The 18,119-nt window shown below is 71.7% G+C and carries 17 protein-coding genes and 1 tRNA gene; 12 read left to right on the top strand and 6 right to left on the bottom strand.

The annotated features are described in order from the left end of the window. Positions 1–125 precede the first annotated feature (125 nt). The 6 genes from RE421_RS12580 (at position 126) to RE421_RS12555 (ending at position 5,900) form a co-directional block, all read left to right on the top strand. On the top strand, positions 126–1,142 hold the full coding sequence (locus RE421_RS12580; protein ID WP_309810458.1) for a pseudouridine synthase: 1,017 nt from the start codon (positions 126–128) through the stop codon (positions 1,140–1,142). After that, on the top strand, positions 1,142–2,311 hold the full coding sequence (locus RE421_RS12575) for a prephenate dehydrogenase (RefSeq protein WP_309810455.1): 1,170 nt from the start codon (positions 1,142–1,144) through the stop codon (positions 2,309–2,311). The genes RE421_RS12580 and RE421_RS12575 overlap by 1 nt, the downstream gene beginning before the upstream one ends. After that, complete coding sequence (cmk, locus tag RE421_RS12570; RefSeq protein WP_309810452.1) at positions 2,312–3,058, top strand: (d)CMP kinase; 747 nt, start codon at positions 2,312–2,314, stop codon at positions 3,056–3,058. It abuts the gene before it with no gap. Beyond that, a complete protein-coding gene (gene der / locus RE421_RS12565; protein WP_309810449.1) occupies positions 3,055–4,617 on the top strand; it encodes a ribosome biogenesis GTPase Der in 1,563 nt (520 codons plus the stop codon). Before cmk ends, der begins: the two co-directional genes overlap by 4 nt. Positions 4,618–4,678: 61 nt before the next feature. Further along, entirely contained in the window at positions 4,679–5,707 is a 1,029-nt protein-coding gene (locus RE421_RS12560) for an NADP-dependent oxidoreductase (RefSeq protein ID WP_309810446.1), read from the top strand. Positions 5,708–5,826: 119 nt separating this feature from the next. Next, positions 5,827–5,900, top strand: a tRNA-Pro gene (locus RE421_RS12555). Positions 5,901–5,912: 12 nt separating this feature from the next. On the opposite strand, the gene RE421_RS12550 is transcribed toward RE421_RS12555, so the two are convergent. Continuing rightward, positions 5,913–6,533 (bottom strand): XRE family transcriptional regulator, encoded by a 621-nt coding sequence (locus RE421_RS12550; RefSeq protein ID WP_309810443.1) that lies wholly within the window; start codon positions 6,531–6,533, stop codon positions 5,913–5,915. Between the two features lie 115 nt (positions 6,534–6,648). Between RE421_RS12550 and RE421_RS12545 the strand changes: the two genes are divergently transcribed. Beyond that, entirely contained in the window at positions 6,649–7,338 is a 690-nt protein-coding gene (locus RE421_RS12545) for a class I SAM-dependent methyltransferase (protein ID WP_309810440.1), read from the top strand. A gap of 93 nt (positions 7,339–7,431) precedes the next feature. Continuing rightward, on the top strand, positions 7,432–8,790 hold the full coding sequence (locus tag RE421_RS12540; protein WP_309810438.1) for an MFS transporter: 1,359 nt from the start codon (positions 7,432–7,434) through the stop codon (positions 8,788–8,790). Here RE421_RS12540 and RE421_RS12535 read toward each other — a convergent pair. Beyond that, complete coding sequence (locus RE421_RS12535) at positions 8,775–9,314, bottom strand: DUF488 domain-containing protein (protein WP_309810436.1); 540 nt, start codon at positions 9,312–9,314, stop codon at positions 8,775–8,777. The two genes, RE421_RS12540 and RE421_RS12535, sit on opposite strands and share 16 nt — an antisense overlap. A 97-nt stretch (positions 9,315–9,411) precedes the next feature. Between RE421_RS12535 and RE421_RS12530 the strand changes: the two genes are divergently transcribed. Further along, positions 9,412–10,896: a peptide MFS transporter gene (locus RE421_RS12530; RefSeq protein ID WP_309810433.1), complete on the top strand. Its 1,485-nt coding sequence runs from the start codon at positions 9,412–9,414 to the stop codon at positions 10,894–10,896. Between the two features lies 1 nt (position 10,897). Here RE421_RS12530 and RE421_RS12525 read toward each other — a convergent pair whose 3' ends face one another. Then, a complete protein-coding gene (locus RE421_RS12525) occupies positions 10,898–11,512 on the bottom strand; it encodes a GAP family protein (protein ID WP_309810430.1) in 615 nt (204 codons plus the stop codon). Next, positions 11,497–11,694, bottom strand: a complete 198-nt coding sequence (locus RE421_RS12520; protein ID WP_309810427.1) for a hypothetical protein — start codon at positions 11,692–11,694, stop codon at positions 11,497–11,499. Before RE421_RS12520 ends, RE421_RS12525 begins: the two co-directional genes overlap by 16 nt. A 317-nt stretch (positions 11,695–12,011) precedes the next feature. On the opposite strand from RE421_RS12520, the gene RE421_RS12515 reads away from it, so the two are divergent. Then, on the top strand, positions 12,012–13,364 hold the full coding sequence (locus tag RE421_RS12515; RefSeq protein ID WP_309810424.1) for a LuxR C-terminal-related transcriptional regulator: 1,353 nt from the start codon (positions 12,012–12,014) through the stop codon (positions 13,362–13,364). 18 nt (positions 13,365–13,382) lie between these two features. On the opposite strand, the gene RE421_RS12510 is transcribed toward RE421_RS12515, so the two are convergent. Continuing rightward, on the bottom strand, positions 13,383–14,519 hold the full coding sequence (locus RE421_RS12510) for a hypothetical protein (RefSeq protein WP_309810418.1): 1,137 nt from the start codon (positions 14,517–14,519) through the stop codon (positions 13,383–13,385). Between the two features lie 93 nt (positions 14,520–14,612). On the opposite strand from RE421_RS12510, the gene RE421_RS12505 reads away from it, so the two are divergent. Beyond that, complete coding sequence (locus RE421_RS12505) at positions 14,613–15,113, top strand: mycothiol transferase (protein WP_309810412.1); 501 nt, start codon at positions 14,613–14,615, stop codon at positions 15,111–15,113. A gap of 31 nt (positions 15,114–15,144) precedes the next feature. Here RE421_RS12505 and RE421_RS12500 read toward each other — a convergent pair whose 3' ends face one another. Beyond that, positions 15,145–17,085: an FAD-dependent monooxygenase gene (locus RE421_RS12500; protein ID WP_309810408.1), complete on the bottom strand. Its 1,941-nt coding sequence runs from the start codon at positions 17,083–17,085 to the stop codon at positions 15,145–15,147. A gap of 134 nt (positions 17,086–17,219) precedes the next feature. Between RE421_RS12500 and RE421_RS12495 the strand changes: the two genes are divergently transcribed. Continuing rightward, positions 17,220–18,071, top strand: a complete 852-nt coding sequence (locus tag RE421_RS12495) for a MarR family transcriptional regulator (RefSeq protein ID WP_309810405.1) — start codon at positions 17,220–17,222, stop codon at positions 18,069–18,071. Positions 18,072–18,119 lie beyond the last annotated feature (48 nt).

Below are 18,119 nucleotides of genomic sequence, written 5' to 3'. Positions count from 1 at the left end.
GCCTTGACACCTCGGATATGATGGACTGTTGCTGACGATCCGGTCAGACCCCTCGGGACGAGGGGCGCCGGCCAGCACACTTCACCCCCGACACATGCCGTGAGGCGCTGGAAGGACGATGTCACATGAGCGACCGCAACCCGCAGGGCAGGAAGCCGGCAGGACGCAAGCCGTCAGGAAACAAGCCCCAGGGCAACAAGGCCCAGGGTGCCAAGTCACAGGGCGGCAAGGCCCAGGGCCGGACCCAGAAGCCGGCCCGCCAGTACGGCACGCCCCGTCCCGGCCAGCGGGGTGGCCCCTTCCGCTCCGACGCCCAGGAGGGCTACGACCGCAACCTCGGCGCGGCCCGCACTCCCCAGCGCCCGCCCCGCGCCCAGCGCGAGCAGAACTTCTCCTCGGTCCACGATCCCGAGGGCGTCCGCCTGCAGAAGGTCATGGCCTCGGCCGGGGTGGCCTCGCGCCGCGTGTGCGAGGACCTCATCGCCGAGGGCCGCGTGGAGGTGGACGGCAAGGTCGTCACCGAGACCGGCGTCCGCGTGGACCCGGAGCGGGTGATCATCCACGTGGACGGCATCCGCCTGCAGCTGGACACCACCCTGCGGTACTACGCGTTCAACAAGCCGCGCGGCGTGGTCTCCACCATGGACGACCCGGAGGGACGCACCTGCATCTCGGACTTCCTGAAGAAGGGCAAGATCGACTCCGCCCGCCTGTTCCACGTGGGCCGGCTGGACAGCGAGACCGAGGGCCTGCTGCTGCTGACCAATGACGGCGAACTCGCCAACCGGCTGACCCACCCCAGCTTCGAGATCCCCAAGACGTACCTGGTCCAGGTCCCCGGGCCCATGGCCAAGGGCGTGGGCGCGCAGCTGAAGGAGGGACTGCACCTGGAGGACGGCTTCGCCCAGGTCGACTCCTTCAAGCTGGTGGACTCCACCCCGGGCCACGTGCTCGTGGAGGTGGTCCTGCACTCCGGGCGGAACCGGATCGTGCGCCGTCTGTTCAAGGAGGTCGGCTACCCCGTGGAGCGACTGGTCCGCGTGAAGTTCGGTCCCCTCGGCCTGGGGGACCAGAAGCAGGGCACCATCCGCCAGCTCAGCCACCAGGAGATGGGCCACGTCATGGCCGCGGTGGGCCTGTGATGGCCCCTCGGGGCCTTCCGGAACCCGTCCTGATCCGCGGCACCGGCCTGCTCGGCACCTCGATCGGCCTCGGCCTGCGCGCCGCCGGCGCGGACGTGTACCTCGCCGATCCCTCGCCCTCGGCCCAGGCCGTGGCCGAGGACATCGGCGCCGGCCTGGCCTACCCCGGTGACCTGTCCGGAGCGCCCACCGCCACCGGCAGCTCCGGTGACACCGGCACGACGCCGGACGGGACCGGAGCGCTGCCCGGCACCGTCGTCGTGGCCTCGCCGCCGGACGTGACCGGCCAGGTGGTCATCGACTCGCTGCTGAGGTTCCCGGGTGCCGTGGTGCTGGACATCGCCTCCGTGAAGGGCCAGATCCAGCGCCAGGTGCGGACCGGCGTCGTGGACGGGGTCCTGACCGAGGCGCAGGCCGCGCGGTATGTGGGCACCCACCCCATGGCCGGGCGGGAACGCTCCGGCCCCGTGGCCGCCCGGGGGCAGCTGTTCACCGCCGCCCCCTGGGTGGTGTGCGCGGGCCAGGACACCGCACCCCAGGCCGTGGCGGCCGCCGAGGAGATCGCGCAGATCCTGGGCGCCACCGTGCATCGGATGTCCGCTGAGGACCATGACGCCTCCGTGGCCCTGATCTCCCACCTGCCCCAGATCGCCGCCTCGCTGGTCTCCTCGCGTCTGCAGGAGACTCCGGCCGCGTCCCTGGCGCTGTCCGGCAACGGGCTGCGGGACACCACCCGGATCGCCGCCTCCGACCCCCAGCTCTGGGTGCAGATCCTGGCGGGGAACGCCCCGGACATCCTGCGGATCCTGTACGGGGTGCGCGAGGACCTGGATCGCCTGATCACCACCATGGAGGACCCCACGGCGCCCGGTGCCCGGCTGGACATCGCCCAGCTGATCGCCGAGGGCAACGCCGGGCACGCCCGCATCCCGGGCAAGCACGGCGCCCCGCCGCAGGCCTTCGCCGTGGTGACCGTGATCGTGGACGACACCCCCGGGCAGATCTCCGCCGTCCTCCAGGACGTCGGTCAGGCCGGAGTCAACGTGGAGGACCTGCGCATGGACCACTCCGCCGGCCACGAGGTCGGCATGCTCGAGATCTCCGTGCTGCCGGGACGCAAGCAGGAATTGATGGATGCGCTGGGTGCGCAGGGATGGAAGGTGGTCTGAATGGCCGGCAGCACAACTCATCAGGCAACGGCGAAGGACCGCGAGGCGCGACTGGTGGTGGCCGTGGACGGTCCCTCGGGCTCCGGGAAGTCCTCCGTCTCCCGGGAGATCGCCCGCCGGCTCGGCGCCGTCTACCTGGACACCGGTGCCATGTACCGGGCCGTGGCGTGGCACTGCCGCTCCCAGGGCGTCCTGGATGATCCGGAGGCCGTGGTCGCCGCCGTGCAGAATATCGACCTGGCGCTCTCCGTGGACCCGGACGTCGAGCGCGTGGTGGTGGGGACCGAGGACATCACCGAGGCCATCCGCGAGCCCGGCATCTCCGCCGTCGTGTCCGTGGTGGCCACCAACCGAGCCGTGCGCGAGCTGCTCGTGGCCCGCCAGCGGGCCGAGATCGACGGGCACCGGCGGATCGTGGCCGAGGGCCGGGACATCACCACGGTGGTGGCCCCCGACGCCGACGCCCGGATCCTGCTGACGGCCTCCGCCGAAGCCCGGACGGCCCGCCGCTCCGCCCAGCTGGGCGGCACCGTGGACGCCACGGCCCTGGCCGAGCAGGTCTCGGGGCGGGACGCCAGGGACTCCTCCGTGGTGGACTTCATGACACCGGGCGAGGGGGTCGGCCTGGTGGACTCCACCGAACTCGACTTCCCGGCGACCATCCAGGCCATGCTGGCCGAGGTGGACCGCCAACAGGCCGTGAACCACCCGAACCACCCGAACCACCCGGAAGGGGACCGCGCATGAGCACCGAGAACCGTGCAGGACGTGACGCCGGAGCAGCGACGCCCGAGGAGGGCGCGGAGTACGTGCCCTCCGGCGACGACCAGATCGACGAGAGGCTGGCCGCGCTCTCGGACGAGGAGGCCCAGCAGCGGGCCGAGGCCCTGCTGGCCGGGCTGGAGGACTACGAGCTCGACGAGGAGGACGCCGCCCTGCTGGGCGGCTGGGACCAGGACGAGCTGGAACCGCAGGACCAGCCGGCCCCGCCGGTCCTGGCCGTCGTCGGTCGCCCGAACGTGGGCAAGTCCACCCTGGTCAACCGCATCATCGGCCGCCGCGAGGCCGTGGTGGAGGACGTCCCCGGCGTGACCCGGGACCGCGTCAGCTACGAGGCCGAGTGGGGCGGCAAGGTCTTCACCGTGGTGGACACCGGCGGCTGGGAGCACGATGCCAAGGGCATCCACCAGCGGGTGGCCGAACAGGCCGAGCTCGCCGTGGACGTGGCCGACGCCGTGCTGTTCGTGGTGGACGCCACCGTGGGGGCCACCTCCACGGACGAGGCCGTCGTCAAGCTGCTGCGCCGCAAGGGCCGGCCGGTGATCCTGGTGGCCAACAAGGTGGACGACATCTCCCAGGAGGCCGACGCGGCCACCCTGTGGGGGCTCGGGCTGGGCCAGCCGTACCCCGTCTCCGCCGTGCACGGCCGGGGCACCGGCGACCTGCTCGACGCCGCCATGGAGGCGCTGCCCGAGGTCACCGAGTACGGGGGACTCATCCCGCGCGGCGGGCCGCGCCGCGTGGCGCTGCTGGGCCGGCCCAACGTGGGCAAGTCGTCCCTGCTGAACCAGCTGGCCGGCTCCCACCGCGTGGTCGTGGACGACACGGCCGGGACCACCCGCGACCCCGTGGACGAGCTCGTGGAGCTGGGCGGGCGCGTGTGGCGCTTCGTGGACACGGCCGGCATCCGACGCCGCCAGCACATGGCCCACGGATCCGACTACTACGCCTCCCTGCGGACCCAGTCCGCCCTGGACAAGGCGGAGGTGGCCGTGGTGCTGCTGGAGTCCTCCGAGGTGGTCTCCGAGCAGGACGTGCGCATCCTCCAGCTCGTGCTGGACTCGGGTCGCGCCCTCGTGCTCGCGTTCAACAAGTGGGACCTGATGGACGAGGACCGCCGCACCTACCTGGAGCGGGAGATCGACCGGGACCTGGCCCACGTCCAGTGGGCCCCGCGGGTCAACCTCTCGGCGAAGACCGGCTGGCACAAGGACCGCCTCGTGCCCGCCCTGGACAAGGCCCTGGCCTCCTGGGACACCCGCATCCCCACGGGCAAGCTCAACGCCTTCCTCGGGGAACTCGTGGCGGCCCACCCGCACCCCGTGCGCGGCGGCAAGCAGCCCCGCATCCTGTTCGCCACCCAACCCTCCACCCAGCCGCCGCGGATCGTGCTGTTCACCACCGGATTCCTCGACCCCGGCTATCGGCGGTTCATCATCCGCCGGCTGCGCGAGACCTTCGGCTTCGAGGGAAGCCCGATCGAGCTGGGCATGCGGGTGCGGGAGAAGCGCTCACGCAAGCGGTGACCGGGCTGAGGCACGGGGCGTAGGGTCAGTCGCAGGAGACGACCGACCTGAAGGAGTGTGCATGTCCGAGTTCACCAGTTCCGAGATCCGCCTGGCCTCCCGCCCCGAGGGGATGCCGAGGCCCGAGGACTTCTCGCTCGATCGGGTCGCCCACGGCCAGCTGGAGCCCGGCCAGGTGCGGGTGGCCAACGAGTTCGTCTCGGTCGACCCCTTCATGCGCGGCCGGATGGGTGCCGGCCGCAGCTACGTGAAGCCCTACGAGCTGGGGGAGACCATCATCGGTGGAGCCGTCGGCAGGGTGGTGGAATCCGCCGCGGAGGCCCTGCCCGAGGGCACCGCGGTGCTGCACCAGCACGGATGGACGGACGCGGTCCAGGATGACGCGTCCACCTTCCGGGCCGTGCCGGAACTCGACGGCCTGCCGCTCTCGCTGTACCTGGGCCTCCTCGGCATGCCCGGACTGACCGCGTACGTGGGGCTGACGAGGATCGCCCAGCTGCGCGAGGGGGACAGCGTGTTCGTCTCCGGCGCCGCCGGGGCGGTGGGCACCGCCGTCGGCCAGATCGCCCGGCAGCTGGGTGCCGCCCGCCTGATCGGCTCCGCCGGGTCCGCTGAGAAGGTCGGTCTGCTGAAGGACAAGTACGGCTTCGACGTGGCCCTGAACTACCAGGACGCGCCGATCCGCGAGCAGCTGGTGCACGCGGTGGGCGAGGAGGGCGTGGACGTGTTCTACGACAACGTGGGCGGGGATCACCTGGAGGCCGCTCTCGAGGTCATGAACGACTTCGGCCGGCTGGCCCTGTGCGGGGCGATCTCCGGCTACAACGCCACCGAACGCCCGGCCGGACCGGACAACATGGGCACCATGGTCACCCGGCGACTGCGCATGCAGGGATTCATCGTGGGCGAGGTGGCCGCCGAGCACCCGGAGGTCAGCGAGGAGTTCCGGGAGCGCATGGCGGCGTGGCTCTCGGCCGGAGACGTCACCTACGAGGAGACCGTCGTGGAGGGCTTCGAGCACACCGTGGACGCCTTCCGGGACATGTTGGGCGGGGGCAACACCGGCAAGATGGTGGTGAAGGTCGGCTGATCCGTGCGGCGGGCGGAGCGGATGCGGCCGACGGCCTCGCGCCCACCCGGGTGGTCCGGGACCACGCCGGCGGTGGTGTACAGTTGACTGGTGGATTGATCCGGTGAGGATCGGTTCCACGGGCTATGGCGCAGCTTGGTAGCGCGCTTCACTGGGGGTGAAGAGGTCGTGGGTTCAAATCCCGCTAGCCCGACCCGAAGATCTCTCAGGAGATCGACGACAGCCCGGGCCCCTGATGGGGTCCGGGCTTTTCGTTGACCCGGAGATGTGCACGCTCTCCCTGCCGGCCGACGAGGCAGAGGTACTCGACCGGCCCGGCGCTGGTGGCCCCGAACCAGTGCGGGGTGCGGGTGTCGAATTCGGCGGCCTCCCCGGCCTGCAGGCGCAGGTCCTGGTCCCCGAGGACCAGGCGCAGGGTCCCGTTGAGGACGTACACCCAGTCATGCCCCTCATGGGTTCGCGGATCGGGGACGAGATCGTCGCGGCCGGTGGGGCGGACGAACTTGTACGCCTGGACGCCTCCCGGCCGGCGGGTCAGCGGGATGATCACCGAACCGTCGGGGCAGGACATCGGCCGCAGGTCCAGCCGCGGGTCCGCGGTGCGCGGGGCATCCACGAGGGAGTCGATGGTGACGCCGTAGTAGCGGGCCAGGGGCAGCAGCTGCTCCAGGGTCGGCCGACGCAGCCCGGTCTCCAGCCGGGAGAGGGTGCTGGCCGAGATCCGGGTCTCGGCGGCCAACTGGGTGAGCGTGACCTCGCGGCGCAGCCGCAGTTGCTTCAGGCGTGGTCCGACGGCGTCCAGGGTCTGTTCGGGTGTCTCGTTCATCCCCTCAGTTTGCCATTCGGCACAGCAATTTGCATCTTGGGGACACGGCGACGAGTCTGGGAAGGACACGGGAACGACGACGGCCCGCACACACCACGGCAGGAAGGGCAGCGGCATGCACACGCAGGACGATCCGCGAGGACAACACCGTTTCGACCGGGAGTACTGGGAACGGCATTGGACGTCCGGCACCGAGACGGGCGAGGACGACCGCCAGGCGGTGCCGGTGAGCCCCTACCTCGAGACCGAGACCGGACACCTGCGGCCGGGTACCGCGTTGGACGCGGGCTGCGGGACCGGGACCGAGGCGCTCTGGCTCGCCCACCGAGGCTGGCGGGTGACCGGCGCGGACCTCTCCGCGACGGCCCTGGCCACCGCGGCTGCCCGGGCCGAGGACGAGGGCCTGGCCGGTCGCCTCTCCTGGACGGAGGCGGACCTGACCCGGTGGGAACCGGACCGGACGTGGGACCTGGTGGTGACTCACTACGCGCACCCCGAGTCCGGGCAGCTGGCGTTCTACGAGCGCATCGCCTCCTGGGTGGCCCCCGGCGGCACCCTGCTGATCGTGGGGCACCTGCACGCGCCGCACGCCGGGCACGCCGGGCCCGACAGGCATGACGGACATGACGGACATCACGGATCCGGGCACCCGGAGGGCTCCACGGCCACCCGGGACGGGATCACCGGGCTGCTCACGGGGCCGGGCTGGTCCGTGGAGCGCGGCTATGAGAACACCCGCACGGTGGAGGCGCAGGGACGCTATGTCACCTTGCAGGACGTGGTCGTCCGCGCCACCCGGACCTGATCGCGGCCTGCGGGTGGCGGTGCCCGCGGAGCCTTCAAGGCCGCCGTCACCCGCGCCTACCGCCGGGGTCAGGGCCGGGCCTACGCTCTACGGGTGGATCAGCTCACGCGCCCCGCCCGAGAACGCTGGCTCACCTTTGCCCAGATCCTCGCGAACACGGCAGTGGCCAACCTGACGACCAGCTACCTGTGGTTCGGGCTGACCTTCTGGATCTACCTCGAGACCCGCAATGTCATCGCCACCGGCGTGACTGGCGGGATCTACATGCTGCTGCTCGCCGGAACCTCCATCAGCTTCGGCACGCTGGTGGACCGCTATCGCAAACTCGACCTGATGCGCCTGGCGGCCCTGTTCACGCTGGCGATGTTCCTGGCCGCCGGCGTGGTGTTCCTCCTGGCGCCCACGGACCAGATCGCCCGGCTGGACGGGCCCTGGTTCTGGGGCTTCGCCCTGCTGGTGCTCATCGGGGCCGTGGTGGAGAACCTGCGCAACGTCGCGCTGTCCACCACGGTCACCATCCTGATCGAGGATGAGCGCCGGGCGAATGCCAACGGACTGGTCGGCATGGTGCAGGGCATCGCCTTCATGGTCACCTCCGTGCTCTCCGGACTGTCCATCGGACTGCTCGGCATGGGGCCGACCGTGGTCATCTCGCTCGTGCTGACGGCCGCGGCGTACCTGCACCTGTTGACCGTGCGTCTTCCGGAGGAGGCGGTCCCCGTGGTCTCCGATGCCCATGGCGGGTTCGACCTGTCCGGGTCGTGGCGGGCGGTGATGGCCGTGTCCGGACTCTTCGCCCTGATCCTGTTCAGTACCTTCAACAACTTCATCGGCGGCGTCTACATGGCCCTGATGGACCCCTACGGTCTCGAGCTGTTCAGCGTCCAGGCGTGGGGACTGCTCTTCGCCCTGGCCTCCACCGGGTTCATCATCGGCGGCGCCGTGATCGGAAGGTTCGGCCTGGGCCGCAATCCGCTACGCACCATGCTGGTCGTGGTCATGGTCATGGGCCTGGTCGGGGCCACCTTCACCCTGCGCGAATGGGGGTGGCTGTACATCGTGGGCGTCTGGCTGTACATGTGCCTGATCCCGGCGGTGGAGGCGGCCGAGCAGACCGTCATCCAGAGCGTGGTCCCGCTCGAGCGGCAGGGCCGGGTGTTCGGTTTCGCCCTGGCCTTCGAAGCGGCCGCCGCCCCGGTCACGGCGCTGGTGGTCGCCCCGCTCGCCGAGGTATGGATCATCCCCTCTGCCCGCAGTGAGGCCGGTGCCGCCATCCTGGCACCATGGCTCGGGGAGGGCACAGCCCGCGGGCTCGCGCTCATCTTCCTCGCGGCAGGGCTCATCATGGTGGTGGCCGCCGCCCTGGCCTTGCTCACGCCGGTCTACCGGCGCGTCTCGGTCGAGTACGCGCTGGCGGCCTCGGGCGAGGGCGCCGCTCACCGGGCCGGATAGGTGACGACTCCCTCCCCGGGCCCGACGACGGCGCCGGCCGTCATCTCGGCCGGCGTCACCTTCCCCGGTCCCATCAGGTGCAGGACCTGTTCCCCGCGGGCGAGCAGGTGGTCCGCGATCAACCGACGGTGGCACCGCCACCACACGGCCTCGGAGCACATCACGGTGAGCGTCTGCGCAGTACCCCACGCGCGGAGCGTGTCCAGGCCCTCCCGGAAGCCGTCGGTCAGCGCGTGGTCGGCGTAGTTGTGGAAGCTGCGGTTCTGCCAGAAGGCATTCACCTCGAAGGGGGTCTCGTGGGACACCGTCCGCCGCCCCGCGAGGGCCTCGAGCTTCCGATAGCCGATGCCCGCCGCGGACAGCGAGTCCGCCAGGGCCTCGTCATGGAACTGCGGGTTCCGCCGGGACCCGGTCAGCTTGCGCACGTCCACCACGAGGTCGACGTCGGCCGCCTCCAGGATGTCCAGGAACTCCTCCAGGGGGCGGTTGGAGTGACCGACCGTGTAGAAGCGCTGCGTCATCATGGTCCTTTCGCAATGACAGGATCACCCCACCGTACGCCCGGAACGGCCCGGCGTGCCGAAATTTGCCTTGACGTTGGAAGAAGAGCAGAGTAGGCGGGTGCAAAATCCACCCTCCACCGAGCCCCATGAGCTGACCGCCGAGGAGCGCAACCCCTCGGGGCGCACCTTCTTCGGGCAGCCCGGCCCCCTGTCCAACCTCTTCAGCGTGGAGATGTGGGAACGGTTCTCGTTCTACGGCATGCAGGGCATCCTGCTCATCTACATGTACTTCCAGACCACCGAGGGCGGCCTGGGGATCGACGAGGGCATCGCCGCCGGGATCGTGGGCGCCTACGGCGGCATGGTCTACGTGTTCTGCATCCTCGGCGGATGGGTGGCGGACCGGATCACGGGCTCGGAACGCGCCATGTTCTACAGCGCGATCCTCATCATGGCCGGTCACATCTCGCTGGCCCTGGTCCCGGGCATCCCCGGGCTCGTGCTGGGCCTGCTGCTCGTGGCCATCGGCTCCGGCGGGCTCAAGGCCAACGTGGCCAACCTGGTGGGCCACCTCTACACCAAGGAGGATCCCCGTCGGGACGCGGGCTTCTCCCTGTTCTACATGGGCGTGAACATCGGCGGGCTCTTTGGGCCTCTGCTGACCGGTTGGGTCCAGGCCAGCTGGGGCTTCCACCTCGGCTTCGGCCTGGCCGCGGTGGGCATGGCCATCGGCCTGGTCCAGTACTGGGTGCGCCGCAAGGACCTTCCCGAGGACGTCCACGTCGTCCCGGATCCACTGCCGCGCAGCCACTACCCGCGGTGGATCCTCATCGCCGTCGCGGCCCTGGTGGTCGTCGGCGTCCTGCTGGCCACCGGCGTCGTCAATCCCGGCAACCTGGCCGGCTTCGTGGCCATCCTGGCCGCCGTGGCAGCCATCGGCATCTTCGCGTTCCTGCTGACCTCGTCCAAGGTGACCGGGGACGAACGGTCCCGCGTGGTGGCCTTCATCCCGCTGTTCATCGGCTCGGCGGCCTTCTTCGCCCTGTTCCAGCAGCAGTTCACGGTGGTCACCCTCTACTCGGACAACCGCCTGGACCGCGACCTCTTCGGCTGGGAGATGCCGATCCCGTGGGTGCAGTCCTTCAACCCCGTCTTCATCATCCTCCTGGCTCCGGTCTTCGCGATGCTGTGGACCAAGCTGGGCCGGCGCCAGCCCAACACCCCCGTCAAGTTCGGCATCGGCATCGCCCTGATGGGCGCGGCCTTCCTGCTGTTCCTGCCGATGGTGTCCACGGCCGCCGTGCCGGTGCTGTGGATCGCGATGATCCTGCTGGTGGCCACCCTGGGCGAGCTGCTCGTCTCCCCGGTGGGGCTGTCGCTGTCCACCAAGGTGGCCCCGGTGAACTACCCCGTGCTGATGGTGGCCCTGTACAACCTGTCCGTGGCCCTCGGCACGGCCCTGTCCGGGTCCCTGGCCGAGTTCTACTCGGCGGAGACCGAGGGGGCCTACTTCGGCATCCTCGGCGCGGTGACCATCGCCATCGGCCTGGTGATGCTGGTCATCTCCCGGCCCGTGCACCGGGCGATGCGCGGGATCGACTGACCTAACCCGCCGTGGACACCGCGCCGGTCGCGGAGACGACCGGCGCGGTGTTCAGCACCAGGAACACGCTCACGGCCCCCACCACCCACGCCGCCGTGCTGGCCCCGTGCCGGGTGAACCAGGCGTCCAGCCGGGCCAGCGGGCGCTCCACCAGCCGGCGGGCCACGAGCCGGCCGGCCAGCAGGACCAGGGCGGGCAGCATCATCACCACGCAGTAGGCCACCAGCAGCAGGCCCGACGCCGGCCAGCCCGGTCCCTGGGTCACGATCAGTCCGATGGCGGCCAGGTAGGGAAGCATGGTGGCGACCTCGGCCAGGCCGGCCGTCAGGGCCAGGGCCAGGAGGGCGCCGAGCCCGGAGGACCGCCGGCCGGCCGCCGTCGCCCCCGGCTCCGCCGGTGTCTCGGGGAGGGCACCCACGGCCCGCTGGCGCCAGCGGGCCAGCCGCCCCGCACCGGAGCGCGACCGCTCCTGGGCGGCGGGCGAGTCCAGCCGGAAGCTCCACCAGAACAGCCCGACGCCGGCCACGAGACCCACCGCCATCACGGGCCGGGACCCCAGCAGGTCCGCGTGGTGCTCCACGACCCAGCCCGCCCCGGCCATCACGGCGAAGCCCACGGCGGCGTAGAACGCGGCCAGCGTCCCGAGGTAGGCGAGGATGCGGCCGGGGCGCAGCCGCCCGGGGCCATCAGGAACCAGGCGGGTACGGCCAGGGTGCCGAAACTGGTGGAGTCCACCAGGGCCAGCACGGCCAGGATCAGCAGCAGGGGAGCGCCGGTGAGCGCGTCGGGGAAGTCCATGCCCCCAGCCTCCGCGCCGCGGACCGTGATGTCGTCGCCCGAACGGGGTAGACGCGGCGTACACCCTTCGGCTGATCCCGGACGGGCCGGGACTGCCTACGATGGAGGCGTGACCCGCTCCCGACCCGCTGCCCGGTCCGGCCGACCGGCGTTCGTCTCGCCCCTGCTGTACCTCGGCCTCGGGCTGGTCCTGCTGCTGTCCGGGTCCTGGTCCATGACCCCGCCGGTCCTCGCCGATCCCGTCGCCCCCCGCGGGGTGGCACCTGCTGGCTCTCGTCGCCGCCTGTGCCGGCATCCTGGTGCAGCGCCGGCGACCGGTGGCCGGATTCACCCTGGCCTCGGCGGCCGCACTCGCGGACCTCGGCCTCGGCCTGCACCTGGGCGTCTTCCTGGCCTGGGCAGACACCGCCTACGTGCTGGCCCGCCACGGCACGCAGAACCACCGCCGGCTGGGCATCGGGCTCTCCGGGCTCGCCGTCGCCGCCGTCTGGGCCGTCCTGTTCGGGATGCCGGGCGGCCGGGACTACGCGGTGCCGGTGGCGCTGACCCTGTTCGCCGGCGTCGCCGTGCCCTTCTGGTGGGGCCCCGAGGTCCGCAACGGCCACGAGCGCGCCGCCCGCGCCGATGCCGCCGCCCGCCTGGAACGCGAACGCTCCGAGACCGCCCGGCGCACTGCGGAGCTCGACCGCGCCGACGCGGTGCAGCGGGAGCGGACCGCCTTGGCCCGGGAACTGCATGACACCGTCTCCGCGCACCTGACCGGCATCGCCCTGCAGGCCGCTGCCGCCCTGTCCGGTCCGCCCCACCCCGTCCAGGACCGCGGTGCCCTGACCCAGACGCGGGCCGCGTCCCTGGCCGCCCTCGAGGACATGCGCACCATGATCGGCCTGCTCCAGCGCCCCGGGGACCCCGTGGACCTGCAGGTGCGCGGGGGACCGAGTCGCTGTCCGGGCTCGTCGAGCGCCACCGCGTGGCCGGCCAGGACCCGACGGCGGCCCTGGAGCCCGTGGAGGTCACCCCCGCCGTGGGCCAGGCCCTGTACCGGGTGCTGCAGGAGGGACTGGTCAACGCCGGCAAGCACGGCAGCGGCCCGGTCACGGTGCGGGTGGGCACCCGGCCGGGCGGGGTGTGTCTGGAGATCGACAACCCGACGCCGGCCGGTCACCGGCGTGCTCATGGACGTGCGGATGCCGGTGGTGGACGGGGTGGCCGCCACCGGGCGGATCGTCGCCGAGCGCAGCTCCGCCGTGCTGGTGCTGACCACCTTCGACGAGGACGAGGTGGTCCTGTCCGCCATCCGGGCCGGGGCCCCCGGGTTCCTGCTGAAGACCGCCGAGGCACCGGAACTGGTCTCCGCGGTGCGTCGCGTGGCGGCCGGCGAGGGGGTCGTGGCGCCCGAGGTCACCCGGCGGGTGTTCCGGGAGCTGGCCGCCGGCGCGGCACCGGCCGCGCCGGACGCCCCTGCGGACACCCGGTTGGCGCGGCTGACGGAGCGGGAGCGCGAGGTGCTCACCCACCTCGGCCGGGGCGCCTCGAACGGACAGGTGGCCGCGGACCTGGCCATCTCCGAGGCCACCGCCAAGACCCACGTCTCCCGGGTCCTGGCCAAGCTCGGGGTGCAGTCCAGGACCCAGGCCGCCCTCGTGGCCCGGGACGCCGGACTGGCCTGAGGCGAACCCCTCAGACCCTCAGATCGCCGAGCGGAAGGTCGCCGCGATCTTGGCGCCGTCGGGCAGGTCGGCGCCCCGGACGGCCTTGACCGTGCCGCCGGACCGCAGCACCCGGGCCGCCACCTCGTCCGCGAGGCCGTAGGTGTGGGCGGTGGGCTCCTCGGCCGGGGTGACGTGGCCGTACTCGTCGATGGTCCCCTCCCGCTCGGCCGTCAGGTCGAACAGGAGTACGTCCACCTGGCCGGCCGTCGCCGCCTTGGCGATGTCGCGCAGCTTGGCGCTGGCCCGTCCGTGGGCCCGGAGGGTGCCGAACCGCTCCCTCCAGTCGGCCAGCTGCGCGGCGTAGTTGCGGTCCAGCACCTCGCGGCCGCGCCGGGCGAGCTCGCCCGAACCCAGGGAGGCCGGATTGGCGGTGATGCCCTCCTCGACGAGCCGGCGGTAGGTGTTGACCTCCCGGTAGGCCGGTTCCAGGTCGGAGCTGGCCGCGAGCACGAGAGGGTGGTTCGAGCCGTTGATCTGGCGCAGCACCGCCTCCTGGACCGTCGAGCAGTAGTCCCGGCGCTGGGCCTTGGGCCGCTGGTTCCCGTCGGCCCGCTGGCGGTCCATGCGGCCCTCGTTGTCCGCCGTCTGCAGTTCCAGGCCCAGGTCGTCCGGCAGGCCCGCCAGCTCCACCTCGTGGCAGGAGGCGTCGGACTCGAGTGAGAGCAGCTGGACGGAGCCCTTCGTCAGGGCCAGCACGAAGCCGCTGTGGGCGAAGGTCGTGGCGCGGATCAGCGGGCCGGTGTCGAAGCGGTCGCCCAGGCTGGCATGGGTGCGCAGCCTGTTCATCAGGCGGAACGTCCGCAGTCCCTCCGGGGAGGCGAACACGGCCACGGAACGGGCCTGGGTGGACCAGAAGTCGCGGTCCTCCACGAGCTCGTCGATCAGCGCGGAGAGGCGCTCCCGGTCGGGCGCCGGCAGCTCAGCGGCGGCGCCGCCGGCCAGGGCGTCCGAGACGGCCGTCCGGAGGGCGATCTGCGCGGACTCGGGATGACGGCCGATCGGGGAGCTGTCCCCGTCCGATCCTGAGGACGCGACGTACACGCTCACGCTCGAGGCGTGGCGGTGTCGCGTGAGCTCGGCGAAATCGTCGGCAGTGGGTAGGTCGATGCTCATGGGCACACGCTACCCACGGGTCCGGGAAAGTACACCAGTTGTCGGCCCGGATTCTGCTGGCCCGGTCCTCCGTCGGCCTGACACACTGGGGGCATGGACTCCGTGGAATTGCTCAAGGACCTCGCCCGCCGCCCGCTCGAAGAGCTGGAGCAGGTCTGGGACCGGATCGGCCCGGACCGGCTCAACGTGCACCCGGGCGGCCACCCCAACTCCATCGCCTGGCTGCTCTGGCACACGGGCCGGGAGATCGACGCCCAGGTGGCCCAGGCCGCCGGCCGCCAGGAGGTCTGGACCGCCCAGGGCTGGGAGGACCGTTTCGCGCTCGAGCTACCCGACCCGGGCCACGGCTTCGGCCATTCGGAGCAACAGGCGCGGCACATCGTGGTGCGGGACCGGGAGCTGCTGCGCGGCTATCTGGCGGCCGTGACCGAGGAGTCGATCGGGTACCTGGACTCCCTGTCCGCGGCGGACCTGGACGAGGTCATCGACCACGACTGGGATCCGCCCGTCACCCGCGGGGTGCGCCTGGTCAGCGTGTACGCCGACGCCCTGCAACACGTGGGCCAGGCGGCCTACGTGCTCGGGATGGACTGACGCGGGGCCGGCCCCGCATCAGTCCATCCCGTCAGTCCTGCTCGAGCATGAAGGAGGCGAAGAACTCCGCCAGCTCGGCGTGGGACGCCAGGGGCATCACCTGGGCCACGTACTGGTCCGGGCGGACCACCACCAGGGCGCCGCGCTCGCGGTCGATGCCGCGCAGGTCGTAGATGTCCTGTGTGGCCTCGAGGCCGGGGACCGAGCCGAGGAGCCGGCCGTTGGTCCTCTCGGCGGAGAAGACCTTCTGGTAGTCGCGGAGACCGAAGCGGCCCTTGGCCGGGAACAGGAACGGTGGGAGCGCGTTCAGGCCCACGGAGCGGTGCCCCTGCTGGACGATCGCCCGGACGTCGAACACGGCGTCGTCCGGGGCACCGGCCGGGGTGAACCGGCGGACCGGGGACTCGGGGGACTCGTCGAGGAACGTCATCAGGGCACGCAGGGCAGAGTTCGGGTCCCCGGCGTCCACCGCGTCGCCGAAGGCGTAGAGGCGCCAGCGGCCGTCGGCCTCGTGCACGTGCCCCAGCTGTTCGGGCTTGGCATCCGCCACCCGGATCACGGGGGCCGAGTGGAACCGGCTGCCCACGGCGAATCCGGTGGCCAGGCCCTGGTGCTCGGTGCCGCCGGTGAGCAGTGACCGCTCATACACGGTGGACAGGCCCGCCGTGAACTCGCCGCCGGCCACGAAGTGGGACTCCACATCGGTGGCCGCCACGTCGGCTGCCTTGGAGCCGATCATCCTCGACCACCGCTTGTCGAACTCGATGAGCTCCTCGGCGATCTTCTGCCGCTCTCCGGAGTAGGTGGCCAGCAGGGAGTTCGGGGAGCGGCCCTGCAGCACGGCGGCGAGCTTCCAGCCCAGGTTGTAGGTGTCCTGCATGGACACGTTCATCCCCTGGCCGGCCTTCGCCGAGTGGGTGTGGCAGGCGTCGCCGGCGATGAAGACCCGGGGGTCGAGGCGGCCGGCCTGGGCGGCGGAGACGTCGTCGAAGCCGTCGGTGACGCGCTGGCCGACCTCGTACACGCTCCACCAGGCCACGTCGCGCGCCTCAAGCGTGTAGGGGTGCAGTGCCTTCTGGGCCGCGGAGAGGATGTCCTCGAAGGTGGTGCGTTCCCGCACGCTGCGATCCCCCTCGGGCAGGTCGCCGAGGTCCACGTAGTAGCGCACGAGGTGGCCGCCCTCGCGGGGGATCTGCAGGAGGGATCCGGAGGCGGACTGCATGACGGCCTTCTTGCGGACATCCGGGAAGTCCGTCACCGGCAGGATGTCCATGACACCCCAGGCGTGGTTCTGGGCATCACCGTGCAGCGAACGGCCGATCGAGGTGCGGATGACCGATCGGGCGCCGTCGCAGCCCACCACGTAGCGGGCCCGGATGGTCCGGGTGGCACCGGTGCCCTTGCCGTCCGCGTCCGTCTCCTCCAGGGTGACGGTCACCGGGGTATCCGGCTCCTCGGGGATCTCCACGCCGAGGGCCTTGAAGCCGTAGTCGACCTCCAGCCGGGAGGCGGACGTGGAGGCGTTCTCCAGCAGCAACTCCTGCATACGGGCCTGGTTGACGATCACGTGCGGGTACTCACTCAGCCCGTCCGCGACGTCCTGGATCTGGCCGGAACGGGTGATCTCGTCACGGTTCCCCGGTGCGGGGGACCAGAAGGTGGTCTCGTTGACCCAGTACGCCTCGTTCAACAGGGTCGGTGCCAGGCCGAAGGCGTCGAACATCTCCACCGTCCGGCAGGACACCCCATCGGCCTGGCCCACCGGCAGCGGGCCCTGGCGGCGCTCCACCACGCGGGTGCTGATCTCCGGGAACCGGGCCAGCTGGGCCGCCAGGACCGTGCCGGCGGGGCCGGTGCCGACGATCAGGACATCCACGGACTCCGGCAGCGGCCCCTGGGCGCCCTCGCGTCCGGCGGCGGCCTCGTGGATGGTGGGGTCTCCGTAGCGGTAGCCGTTCAGGTGGTATTGCATGGGGCTCCTTCTGCCTCGACGGAACGAAGGTCATCCGTGTACTGAGTTAATCTGCACATAGCCTACATCACACCGGTGATCAGGGGCACAGTATGATGTTCCGTGGACTGTGTATCTAGCGGAGGGAGGCGAGTATGCCGGCAGGGATCGAAATCGAGTCGGTCGGTCACGTGCTGCGCCGGTGCCAGCAGCTGCACCACGCCGTGTGGGCCGAAGAGGTCGGCGGCATCCTGACCTCCCCGCAGTACTCCGTGGTGCATTCCGTGGCCACCGCGCGGTCCGAGGGCGCCGGCCCGCTGGACCAGCACTCCCTTGGCGTGGCCGCCGGGCTGGACCGGTCCACGGTGGCCGGAGTGGTCCGACGGCTCGAGGCGCAGGGCTGGCTGCGGCGGGAACGTGATCCGCGGGACGCCCGCCGCCGGGTCATCGCCCTGCCCGCGCCGTCCGGTGTGGCACTGGCCGGGCTGGCCCCCTCCGTGCTGGCCGTCCAGGAGCGGATCCTGGCCCCCGTGCCGGCCGGCACGCGAGAGTGGCTCACGGACCGGTTGGCGCAGCTCGCCCCCGCCGGGGCCTCGGTGCAGGACCGCCGTCCGGGGCACCTGATCCGGCTGGCCCAGCAGCGGCACACGGCCCTCTGGTCGGAGGAGCTCGGGACCCAGATCACGGGCCCCCAGTTCGCGGTGCTGCGGGTGCTCGCCGCGCAGGGGCCATCCCCCCAGTCGATCCTGGCCGAGCGCGCCGCGCTGGACCGCTCCAGCGCCTCCGAGGTGCTGCGCCGGCTCGAGGGGCGCGGCTGGACCGGGCGTCGGCCGGAGCCGGGGGACCGGCGGACGCGACTGGCCTCACTGACGGGGGCGGGCCGGGACCTGCTGGAGTCCGTGAGCGGCGGCGTCGAGCGTGTCCAGCGGCGCATCCTGGAACCGGTGCCACCGCGGGACCGCGGCCGCCTCGTTCAGGTGCTGGCCGTCGTCGCGCACGGGATGTGAGCGGCCATTGGCACCATGCAGCGGACGCCAGTAGTCTCAACGGTGTAC

This window comes from Citricoccus sp. I39-566 (assembly GCF_031432995.1).
GTDB lineage: Bacteria > Actinomycetota > Actinomycetes > Actinomycetales > Micrococcaceae > Citricoccus > Citricoccus nitrophenolicus_A.
Note: the sequence above shows the minus strand (reverse complement) of the source record. Positions and strands in the feature narration are given on the sequence as shown.

What these genes read in the sequence shown, in the direction of transcription:
- cmk (WP_309810452.1), top strand. Translation starts at nt 2,312, where the DNA reads ATGGCCGGCAGCACAACTCATCAGGCAACGGCGAAGGACCGCGAGGCG.
- RE421_RS12500 (WP_309810408.1), bottom strand. Translation starts at nt 17,085, where the DNA reads ATGCAATACCACCTGAACGGCTACCGCTACGGAGACCCCACCATCCAC.
- RE421_RS12580 (WP_309810458.1), top strand. Translation starts at nt 126, where the DNA reads ATGAGCGACCGCAACCCGCAGGGCAGGAAGCCGGCAGGACGCAAGCCG.
- RE421_RS12575 (WP_309810455.1), top strand. Translation starts at nt 1,142, where the DNA reads ATGGCCCCTCGGGGCCTTCCGGAACCCGTCCTGATCCGCGGCACCGGC.
- RE421_RS12510 (WP_309810418.1), bottom strand. Translation starts at nt 14,519, where the DNA reads ATGAGCATCGACCTACCCACTGCCGACGATTTCGCCGAGCTCACGCGA.
- RE421_RS12545 (WP_309810440.1), top strand. Translation starts at nt 6,649, where the DNA reads ATGCACACGCAGGACGATCCGCGAGGACAACACCGTTTCGACCGGGAG.
- der (WP_309810449.1), top strand. Translation starts at nt 3,055, where the DNA reads ATGAGCACCGAGAACCGTGCAGGACGTGACGCCGGAGCAGCGACGCCC.
- RE421_RS12535 (WP_309810436.1), bottom strand. Translation starts at nt 9,314, where the DNA reads ATGATGACGCAGCGCTTCTACACGGTCGGTCACTCCAACCGCCCCCTG.
- RE421_RS12550 (WP_309810443.1), bottom strand. Translation starts at nt 6,533, where the DNA reads ATGAACGAGACACCCGAACAGACCCTGGACGCCGTCGGACCACGCCTG.
- RE421_RS12505 (WP_309810412.1), top strand. Translation starts at nt 14,613, where the DNA reads ATGGACTCCGTGGAATTGCTCAAGGACCTCGCCCGCCGCCCGCTCGAA.
- RE421_RS12560 (WP_309810446.1), top strand. Translation starts at nt 4,679, where the DNA reads ATGTCCGAGTTCACCAGTTCCGAGATCCGCCTGGCCTCCCGCCCCGAG.
- RE421_RS12495 (WP_309810405.1), top strand. Translation starts at nt 17,220, where the DNA reads ATGCCGGCAGGGATCGAAATCGAGTCGGTCGGTCACGTGCTGCGCCGG.
- RE421_RS12520 (WP_309810427.1), bottom strand. Translation starts at nt 11,694, where the DNA reads ATGGACTTCCCCGACGCGCTCACCGGCGCTCCCCTGCTGCTGATCCTG.